Here is a 3,751-nt window from a genome sequence, read left to right on the forward strand (position 1 = left end):
CCCTCGCGCGTGTGGCGCCGGGCCCGGGGGGCGCGGATGGTCGCGCCCGCGTCGCGACCATCCGCGCCGGTCAAGACCTGTCGCCTTGTCGGCGGCGTCGGGGTCTGCAAGACGCGCCGGTGAACATCCATCGCCGCGACTTCGGTCATTTTGACTTTGGTGGGCGCTTCGGAAATGCTCCCGTCCCAATTCACGCATAACGGGACTTGAAAGGTCATGACCATTTCAGTCCCGGTTAGCGCGAATGCGCCCGAAGGTCCCTCGCCAGACGAGAGTCTTTCGCGGCCCTTCTGGCACAGGCGAGGAATGCCATGATCGCGACGAGTCGCGATCATGGAGATCAAGAAACACACAAAACGACAAAGGATGGAAAAACATGACTTCCAAAAACTGGCGCTGGCTTGTCGCCGCCGCAGCGGCTCTCATCCTCGCCGACGCCGTCGCAGCGGCGCCGATCTCGGCAAATCTGACCCGGAGCGAATTTTCGCCGACCCTGCCCCTGGTTGTCGTGCGGGGCGGTCACGGCGGTCACGTCGCGCGCGGCGGTCATGTCGGCGGCCCGCGCGGCGGTTACCACGGCGCGCGGCCGGGCGGTTATCGCGGCGCGCGGCCAGGCGCCTATCGCGGCGGTTATCGCGGCGGCCATAATACCGTGGTGGTCGGCGGACGCGGCGCCTGGGGGCGCGGTTATCGCTGGGCGCCGGGCGGCGCGATCGCCGCCGGCGCCGCCATTGGCTTCGTCGCCGCCGCGGGCGCCGCCGCCTACGCTACCACGCGGCCGCCGGCGCCGGGCCTGTGCTGGTATTACACCGATGCGTCGCGGCGTTCCGGTTTCTGGGACACCTGTCCGTAAGGGCGATGAAACGAACTTGCGGAACACGCTTTCGTGCCCCGATCCGGCCATGCGGATCGGGGCTCCCACCTTGTCCGCGGCGCCGAAGGGCTCTTGTATTGGGCGGTTATTTCTTCAGATCGGATCTTGGATCATAGGGTTTGTCGGCGCGCCAGCGTCGCATCAATTCCTCGAGATCGGCATCCTCGCCTTCCGGCAGCGCGATCCGCAAGGTGACGAGCAGATCTCCCGCCGGCTTGTCGCCGACCGCCGGCAGGCCTTTTCCGCGCAATCTCAAGGTTCGTCCGGAATTGCTATGCGGCGGCAGATTCAGCTCCACCTTGCCGCCCAGCGTCGGCGATTCGACCTTTGCGCCAAGCACCGCCTCGTAAAGCGCGATCGGCAGGTCGAGGCGCAGGTCGCGTCCCTCGATGCGGAACACCCCGTGCTTTTCGAAACGCACGGTCACCATGGCGTCGCCGGCGGGACCGCCGGTCGGGCTCGGCTGGCCCTGGCCGCGAAGGCGAATCTGCTTTCCCTCTTCGATGCCGGCGGGGATGGCGACTTCCAGCGTGCGGCCATTGGGCATCAGCACCCGCGCATTGCCGCCATTAAGGGCGGTCTCCAGAGAAACCTGGGTTTCGAGCGCGATGTCGGCGCCCGGTTCGCGCGTCTGCCGTCCTCCGCCGCGCGGTCCGCGCGCGCCCGCGAACAGGTCGGAGAACAGGTCGGCGGCGTCGAAACCCGCGCCGCCCCCGCCAAAGTTGAAATGCTCCGCGCCGCCGGGACCGCGCCGAAATCCGCCGGGGCCGGCGCCAGGGCCTCCGCCTCTGCCGAAGCCGTCGAAGCCCGGATGGCGCGGCTTGCCTTCGGCGTCGATCTCGCCGCGATCGAACTGGGCCCGCTTCTTCTCGTCGCCGAGAATCTCGTAGGCTCCATTGAGTTCGGCGAATCGGTCCTTCGCCTTGGAATCATTCGGATGCTGGTCCGGATGGTGCTGTTTGGCGAGTTTGCGAAAGGCTTTTTTCACATCGCCATGGGAGGCGTCCCTGGCGACGCCGAGAATTTGATAGGGATCGCGCATGCTTCCAATAAGCCCAATGTGCGTCGGCCCTCGGCGGCGCCGGCGTTTGTCTCGTCCTTTATTTGGGCGACATCGCGCCCCGGCGCAAGGGGAAGCAATGCGCCTCGCGCAGCCGATGCTATCGGGTGGCGCGCAATTCGGCGAGCGTCCATTGCGCGTTCTTGTCGCGGCAGGCGGCGCCGCGCGCCGTCTCCGGCCCGGCGGCGGTGGTGAATTGCGCATTGAAATCGCGGCAGATCAGATCGTTGGCGGGATAGGCGAAGCCCGCCGGGGTGACCGATCCGCGCGCCTTGCTGACCGGATTGTCCCAATGGACCGTGGCGCCATTGCCCTGCGGATCGAGCGCAATGGCGAGCGCGCCGAGCGCGCGGCGGCGGTCCTCGTCGTCGAGCGCGGCGGGCAGCCCCGGCGCTATCTTCGCCGCGACGGGCGCGATCGAGCCGGTGGCCTCGAAATCGCCCGGCGCCGGCGGACCGCCCACCGCGCAGGCGGCGAGCGCCTGGCAGAGCGCCGCGCAAACCGCCAGATCTTTCAGTCGCGAAGGGATTTGCAGCCCGCGCCGGGTCGGTTCACTATGAGGCGTGGGAGAGGAAAGGGTCAAGGCGGGCGCGATCCGACGGAATGAAATCAGGAGTCATCATCCAATGAACGCATTAACGGGCGGTAACCGCGAGCCGGCGACGGCGCCATTTGCCTTGTTCGGGCAATGGCTGAACGAGGCGGAAGCGAACGAAATCAACGATCCCAATGCCATGTGCCTCGCTACGGTCGACGAAACAGGCCTGCCCAATGCGCGCATGGTGCTGCTGAAGGGCTTCGACGACCGCGGCTTCGTGTTCTACACCAACAAGGAAAGCGTCAAGGGTTGCGAACTGGCCGGGCAGAGCCAGGCGGCCGGCGTGCTGCACTGGAAGAGCCTGCGCCGGGCTTTCCGTTTTCGCGGGCCGGTCGAGGAGGTTTCCGAGGCGGAATCCGACGCCTATTTCGCCAGCCGGCATCGCGACAGCCGCATCGGGGCCTGGGCCAGCCAGCAGTCGCGTCCGCTGGAAAGCCGTTTCGCGCTCGAACGGGCCGTCATCCTTTATGCGGCGAAATTCAAATTCGGCGAGGTTCCCCGCCCGAATTACTGGGGCGGCTATCGCATCTGTCCCACCGAGATCGAATTCTGGACCGACAAGCCGTTCCGCCTGCATGAAAGGCGTCGATTCTCGCGTCTTGCGCCGGAAGGGGACTGGCTTTGCGAGCAACTTTATCCTTGAGGCCGTCCATCGGCTTTTGCTCAAGCGATTCGCGCCGCCATTATCCGGCCCAGCCGGCTGTGGCGGTCAGCATCGCGGTGTTTCGCCGTGGCGAAGTGCTGCTGGCGAGCCGCACCGCGCCGCCTCACGCCGATCTGTTCACCTTGCCGGGCGGACTGGTAGAGACCGGCGAGACGCTCGAATCGGCGGCCTTGCGCGAATTGCGCGAGGAAACCGGGATATTGGCGCGCATGGTCGGCTTCAACCAGCCGGTACAACATATCGTCCGCGACGATTGCGGTCGCGTCGAGCGCCATTATGTCATCCTGTCCTTTGCCGGCATCTGGCTTGACGGCGAGGGGCGGGCGGGCCCCGAGGCGGGGGAAATCCTTTGGCGCGCGCCGGAAAATCTGTTCGGCCTGCCGGTGACGCCCGGACTGGCCGATGTCATCGCCGGCGCCAAACGAATTGTGGATGGAGCGCGATGAATTTTTCCGCGCCTCTGCGGCTTGCAGGTTTGTTTCCCGGTCGCGCCTTGTGCGCGCAAAGGCGCGTTGACCGAGGCGCGAGCGGCGACAGGCTTTGGGCGCTGTCGCA

Annotated in this window: 6 protein-coding genes; 3 read left to right on the forward strand and 3 right to left on the reverse strand. The window is 66.5% G+C overall.

The annotated features are described in order from the left end of the window. On the reverse strand, positions 1–218 hold a 218-nt coding region (locus tag QZY01_RS18950), incomplete at its 3' end, for a hypothetical protein (protein WP_294540304.1). A gap of 158 nt (positions 219–376) precedes the next feature. On the opposite strand from QZY01_RS18950, the gene QZY01_RS18955 reads away from it, so the two are divergent. Then, on the forward strand, positions 377–853 hold the full coding sequence (locus QZY01_RS18955; protein WP_294540306.1) for a hypothetical protein: 477 nt from the start codon (positions 377–379) through the stop codon (positions 851–853). 106 nt (positions 854–959) lie between these two features. Here the strand turns inward: QZY01_RS18955 and QZY01_RS18960 are convergent, their stop codons facing one another. Both QZY01_RS18960 and QZY01_RS18965 read right to left on the reverse strand, forming a co-directional pair. Further along, complete coding sequence (locus QZY01_RS18960) at positions 960–1,916, reverse strand: DnaJ C-terminal domain-containing protein (protein ID WP_294540308.1); 957 nt, start codon at positions 1,914–1,916, stop codon at positions 960–962. A gap of 118 nt (positions 1,917–2,034) precedes the next feature. Beyond that, entirely contained in the window at positions 2,035–2,517 is a 483-nt protein-coding gene (locus QZY01_RS18965) for an RT0821/Lpp0805 family surface protein (protein ID WP_294540310.1), read from the reverse strand. Between the two features lie 43 nt (positions 2,518–2,560). Here QZY01_RS18965 and pdxH point away from each other — a divergent pair, with 43 nt between their 5' ends. Both pdxH and QZY01_RS18975 read left to right on the forward strand, forming a co-directional pair. Next, positions 2,561–3,175 carry a pyridoxamine 5'-phosphate oxidase gene (gene pdxH / locus QZY01_RS18970; protein ID WP_294540312.1) on the forward strand — a complete coding sequence of 205 codons (615 nt, stop codon included), beginning with the start codon at positions 2,561–2,563 and terminating at the stop codon, positions 3,173–3,175. Continuing rightward, positions 3,172–3,642 carry an NUDIX hydrolase gene (locus QZY01_RS18975; RefSeq protein WP_294540314.1) on the forward strand — a complete coding sequence of 157 codons (471 nt, stop codon included), beginning with the start codon at positions 3,172–3,174 and terminating at the stop codon, positions 3,640–3,642. Before pdxH ends, QZY01_RS18975 begins: the two co-directional genes overlap by 4 nt. The last annotated feature ends 109 nt before the right edge of the window (positions 3,643–3,751 follow it).

This window comes from uncultured Rhodoblastus sp., from assembly GCF_903903185.1.
In the GTDB taxonomy this organism is placed as follows: domain Bacteria; phylum Pseudomonadota; class Alphaproteobacteria; order Rhizobiales; family Beijerinckiaceae; genus Rhodoblastus.